The sequence below is a fragment of the Moorena sp. SIO3E8 genome (assembly GCF_010692445.1).
Taxonomy (GTDB): Bacteria; Cyanobacteriota; Cyanobacteriia; order Cyanobacteriales; family Coleofasciculaceae; genus Moorena; species Moorena bouillonii.
Window position 1 is genome coordinate 1 of record NZ_JAAHHM010000242.1, and the last position, 5,699, is coordinate 5,699.

At 43.4% G+C, this 5,699-nt stretch carries 5 protein-coding genes; 3 read left to right on the forward strand and 2 right to left on the reverse strand.

All coding sequences use genetic code 11. From position 1 onward, the window contains the following. The first annotated feature begins 555 nt into the window (after positions 1–555). Positions 556–750: a proprotein convertase P-domain-containing protein gene (locus F6K46_RS40485; RefSeq protein WP_366510878.1), complete on the forward strand. Its 195-nt coding sequence runs from the start codon at positions 556–558 to the stop codon at positions 748–750. Between the two features lie 359 nt (positions 751–1,109). On the opposite strand, the gene F6K46_RS37775 is transcribed toward F6K46_RS40485, so the two are convergent. Continuing rightward, a complete protein-coding gene (locus F6K46_RS37775; protein ID WP_293068007.1) occupies positions 1,110–1,466 on the reverse strand; it encodes a Mo-dependent nitrogenase C-terminal domain-containing protein in 357 nt (118 codons plus the stop codon). Between the two features lie 831 nt (positions 1,467–2,297). Next, positions 2,298–2,513: a hypothetical protein gene (locus F6K46_RS37780; RefSeq protein ID WP_293068010.1), complete on the reverse strand. Its 216-nt coding sequence runs from the start codon at positions 2,511–2,513 to the stop codon at positions 2,298–2,300. An 84-nt stretch (positions 2,514–2,597) separates the two neighbouring features. Between F6K46_RS37780 and F6K46_RS37785 the strand changes: the two genes are divergently transcribed. Both F6K46_RS37785 and F6K46_RS37790 read left to right on the forward strand, forming a co-directional pair. Continuing rightward, positions 2,598–4,109: an FAD-dependent oxidoreductase gene (locus F6K46_RS37785; protein ID WP_293068013.1), complete on the forward strand. Its 1,512-nt coding sequence runs from the start codon at positions 2,598–2,600 to the stop codon at positions 4,107–4,109. Between the two features lie 114 nt (positions 4,110–4,223). Continuing rightward, positions 4,224–5,489, forward strand: a complete 1,266-nt coding sequence (locus tag F6K46_RS37790) for a Na/Pi symporter (RefSeq protein ID WP_293068016.1) — start codon at positions 4,224–4,226, stop codon at positions 5,487–5,489. Positions 5,490–5,699: the final 210 nt, after the last annotated feature.

Genomic DNA, 5,699 nt, shown 5'->3' on the forward strand with positions numbered 1-5,699 from the left:
TATCCGTTCCCACTGGTCATCACGCAAAGCATAGCGGCGTATCATGATAGCACAGCTCCTGATTGACTAAACTCTCTACAGCTACCGATTCTAAACTAAATTGATACCTATTTGATGACACGCCCTAGGTTTTTAGGGACTTCGGAGCAGGGAGCAGGGAGCAGGGAGCACAGAATAGGGAATAGGGAAGAGGGAAAACGTAAGCATTCAGCCGTCAGCTGTCAGCCGTGAGCTAAAAGCTCACGCGTGCGCGTTCAGCTTATTTTATTCAAAAGTACCTCAAGTAGCGATTCAGCGCGGTCTTGGGGGAAATCCCCATGAGCGACTGCATCAAGACAGCGTGCCCGTAGTGCATAAGCTAATAGCTGAACGCGCACGCGTGCGCGTAGCGCTTAAGCTAATAGCTGATAGCTGATAGCTGATAGCTGAATACTTACGGGAAAACAATCTTGTGTACCTGATAGTTATGCAAACCGCCGTATAACTGATCACATTGAAATTTATAGCCTCTGTGTTTAAAATATAAGACAAAATAGGTTAAAGAAAACTTTTCTGCTGTGGAATAAGCCTTTTTTTTGGTTTAGGTCATTCACAAGTGTTGGGAATTATCACCCTGTAGAATCCTTATCAGCATTTGATGGTCTTTCTGCAGCTGGAAGCTGGCAGCTGATCATCAAAGATAACGCGGCTGGTGACTCGGGTTCCCTGGGTTCTTGGAGCTTAGATTTGGGGTATACTCAATCTGCTTAAAGCTACTATCGGAATTGGTGATTATTGCTGTCACCATCTGTTGATGCTTGGGTGGAATTCCTGTTGACAAGTTGGTAACTCTCCCATTCACCACAGGTGATGCATAGGTGATGCATAGGCAAAGCAGAGGATTTTGGCTGAGTGCTTCTGAGATCGGGGCGTAAGACCTGTTCGCGGTCGAAAGGTGTTTAGCAGGCAGTCTTCTGTCAACTTGGAAGCCCCTTGCTCAGCATAACTAGCAAGGGGTATAGCACTACGCATTCAGATTAAGACATTTGTAAACTCCGAAACTTACTCATAGCTTACTTCTGACTTCTGACTTCTGACTTCTTACTTGCGCGTAGCGCTATATACCCCTCTTAAGCGTAAAATTGAATATCCTCCCCACAGTGATCTACTAGGTAACACAGAGCCCGGAAACGCAGGCTAGCTAATTGCTCATAGAGAGGGTTGAGCTTACATAGGGGAGGGATGTGTAGTACTAAGTGACCGAAAAGTTTTAAATCCCGCTCAAAGGGACATTGACCAGGAATAATTTTGGATAGGAATCTAGCTAGGGTTTGATCTGTAATTTCTATTTGATCCAGCCATTGGCGCACAGGTTTTAGTAAGTCAACACGTTTTTTGGGCAGTGGCTCAGGCGGAGTGAGACTGCTATTGAGATCAGCTACCTCTGAGAGGGATGGATTAGTACTTTGCTTGTTGGTTCTGAACATGGCTATACATCTCTAAATTTAATCAATAAAGTCCTCAGCAAAGGTATTACTGTGGAATGCCTTTTACAGAGTTCTAGTTAAGTAGGTAGACATCCAGTAATCAAACACGATTACTATTGAGCTGTATTGCCACATTGGCGGTAAGTTATAAAAATTTATATAGCTAGAAGTCATAGGATGTCCAGGAGCCTAGGTATTGTAAAGCTTGTGTAATTGGTAATTGGTAATTAGTAATTGGTAATTGGTAATTGGTAATTAGTAATTAGTAATTAGTAATTGGTAATTGAGATTATTCCAGAGCTCTTACCTATTACCAAAAAGCTCATCAAAGATGAACATTACCAAAACAACTGGACATGAGCTCAATTGTTACCACTGAACTTATTAAGTAAGCTTTCACCATTCAGCCTTGATCACCCTAAGGGAATGGCCACGCTACTTGAGGTGCTATCAGCCATTCTTCATCAGCTTTCAGCTAAAAGCCATCCTTATTTCAAGCATAAAAATACAAGAGAAAGGTTTGGTAAAGGTTAAAAGAAGAAAGACCAATCAAACTATGAACTTTTGATAAAACTAATTGGTTGACTGTTGACTGTTGACTGTTAACTCTTGACTGTTGCTGGTGAACACTCAACAGCCAGCATCTTATAACACTACCAAAACAAACAGCTTACCCAGGGTAAGCTCATCTAAATCCGTATCAAAAACTACAGATAAAAGTTGAAAGATAGTATAGCAATCATAATTGACTTTCAATTAATGTCAACAAACTGCCTATATTATCAATAATCCTGAGATTATTTCTTCTTTGATTTTAGAAAGCTGGAAATTTTAATTGGGATTCGGCTTTACCGACCCAGGGCGCGTGGGCAACGGCTTCTTTTTTTCTTGCTCAAAGCAAGCCAATATCTTGGATTCAATAGGACTAATGTACTGGTTTTTAGCGAGGTTTTTCCCAACTTCAATGAAAATAGGTGGGTAATAGCCACTGCTGTATTGAGGATTTTCCGAATGGGTTCCCGTAGCGGCTCCAAAGGAGCATCCCATGAGTGATCACGGCATTACCTTAACATAACTTCATAATTATGTCATCCTGAGAAAAGAGTTGTCAATAGACTCAAGTTTAGGTCAATGTCAGAATTCTCAGAAAGAAAACGAGTAGTTGTAGTCGGTGCTGGATGGGCAGGCTTAGGCGCAACTTACCATTTAGCCAAACAAGGTTACGATGTCACTCTCCTAGAAGCAAGTTCCTATCCCGGTGGTTTAGTGTCAGGATGGAAAACAGCGGGTGGACGTTCTGTAGAAGGGGGAATTCATGGTTTTTGGTATCCCTATCACAACATTTTCAACCTGGTAAAGGAACTCCAACTCAATCCTTTCACTCCTTTCACCCGTTCTTCTCAGTATTCCCCTGCTGGATTAGAAGTCGAATCCCCGATCTTTCAAAATGAACCACGACTTCCCACCCCTCTAGGAACCTTCCTCTACCCCGACTTTAAACGCTTACCCCTGATTGATCGACTCTCTGCCTTACCCCTGCTCTATGCCGTTATTGACTTCGATAATTCCCACCAGGCGTGGACTAGGTATGACTCGGTAACCGCCCGTGAATTATTTAAACAGTTTGGGGTTTCGGCTCGACTCTACAAGGATTCCTTTGAGCCAATGCTGTTAGTTGGTTTATTTGCTCCAGGAGAGCAATGTTCAGCCGCAGCCGCCCTAGGAATGCTGTATTACTTCATTTTGGCTCACCAACCGGACTTTGATGTGGTCTGGTGCCGAGGAACGGTAGCACAAATGATATTTAAACCCTGGGTGGAACAGATTGAAAAAGCCGGGGGAAAGGTACTTACCAATAAACGGGTCAATGACGTTATTATAGACCACACAGGCAAGGCCAAAGGGGTGATCTGTGGTGATGAATGCTTTGAGGCTGACGCGGTGATTTTTGCTGTCAGTATCAATGGTATGAAGAAAATCCTTCAGAGTAGCACCATGCTCCAAAGCCGCAAGGAATTCCGCAACCTGATGAATTTAGGGGGAATTGATGTGCTATCAACCAGGCTATGGTTTGACCGCAAAGTTGAGATTCGCCATCCCTCTAATGCTTGTTTTGGCTTTGATGCCACCACGGGTTGGACATTTTTTGACCTTAATGCTTTGCACGATGAGTACCGGGATGAACCTGGTAGCGTGATTGAAGCAGACTTTTACCATGCTAACCAGTTGCTACCCCTGAGTGATCAGCAGATTATCCAGAAAGTTCAGCGTGACTTAGGCACCTGTGTTTCTGGTTTTAGAGAGGCAAATCTGATTGACAGTAGTGTGATTCGAGTACCCCAAGGGGTGACTCACTTTGCTCCCGGTAGCTATCAGTATATGATGCAGCGAACCACTAGTATTGAAAATGTATTTATGAGCGGGGATTGGATTATCACTCGCCACGGTTCTTGGTCTCAGGAAAAAGCCTATGTTACCGGTTTAGAGGCAGCAAATTTGGTGATTAGGCGCTTTAGACAGGGGAATTTAGCCAAGATTATTCCTGTTGATGCTGATGAATTTCATATTCAGGTCACACGTAAGATTAACAAAACTGTACGGGAGTTTGGTCAGACGTTATTTAGTAATTTTTGGTTACCTTGATTTAATTTGGTAATTTTAGGAAACAGGGAACAGGGAATCGGGAATCGGGAATCGGGAATCGGGAATCGGGAATCGGGAAAAATCCAAAAATCCTGTGTACATCATACTGAGAGCTTGCACCAGTACAAAAAAACATCCAAGCTTTTTAGTACTGTTCCCTGTTCCCTATTCCCTGTTCCCTGTTCCCTTTGTAGTTCAATCCTATGTTCACCACCCAAATACAAACACTGTAGTAAAGTAATGGAAAGCGTTCAGAACTCAAACAGGCTTGTTGTTACCTTCTACAAATGGGTAGGTATTCTGGTTTTGGTTTACCTACTGATTGTGGCAGTAGGGATAATTGGTACAGGCTTTAGGTCAGCTACTGGGGAGCAAGCCCAGGAATTGTTCGAGTTTGCTACTAATCCCTTTGCTGCCTTAATTGTCGGTACCCTAGCAACTGCTTTAATCCAATCTTCAAGTACAGTAACCTCGATTATTGTGGGTCTAGTAGCTGGTGGTTTGCCAGTGGCAACGGCTGTTCCTATGGTTATGGGGGCTAACATTGGCACCACCATCACTAATACACTGGTTAGTTTAGGACATATTCAAAATAAGGACGAATTTAAACAGGCTTTTGCTGCTGCAACCATCCACGACTTCTTCAATCTGATTAGTGTCGTTATATTCCTACCTTTGGAAATTACCACTCACTTCCTGGAAAAGATGAGTCTGTTTTTAACAAGCCTGGTTGTGGGTGAAAATTCCATTAACTTAAACAACGTTAACCTGATTAAATTCGCCACGGCTCCAGTCAGTGATAGACTTCACACTGTTAGTAATAGTTTTCCAGAACCATTTAATGGTATTGCCCTGATAGTCTTGGGTATCAGTCTTATTTTCCTATCCATCTTTTTCATTGGCAAACTGCTCAAAACCTTAATGGTAGGACGAGCGAATCAGATGTTGCACACTGCTATCGGTAACGGTCCCATTGCTGGGATTGCTTCTGGGACACTAGTCACTGTAATCGTGCAATCTTCCTCCACTACCACCAGCCTGATCGTTCCCCTAGCTGGTACAGGTTTATTGAGTTTACAAGAAATTTATCCCTTCACCCTAGGGGCAAATATCGGAACGTGTATCACTGCGTTACTTGCCGCTACCGGAATAACGGAAAACCCAATCCCTGCTCTAGAAATAGCTACAGTGCATCTACTTTACAACACCCTCGCCGTTGTGCTCATCTACAGCATTCCTGTGTTGAGACAAATGCCAATCCTGGGTGCAGAAACCTTAGCCGCTGTTGCCAGTGAGCGGAAGTATTTAGCGTTCCTATATATTGGAAGCGTTTTCTTCTTGATTCCGGTACTACTTCTAAGTCTATCGACGTTGCTTTGACACTCCCCGGTCTAAAGACGCGGGGATTCTTCGCTCAACGACCCGACTTGCTGAACCTGGCCGGAACCAAGAACAGTAGAGGTATTAAACTAAGCCGGAGAGTCGCCCCTCCGACTCGTCTTCAAAACCGTACGTGATAGTTTCCTATCATACGGCTCCTCATCATAGGAACCATTGTCATTGGTACCTCTAGAATGGATTGACATCTAA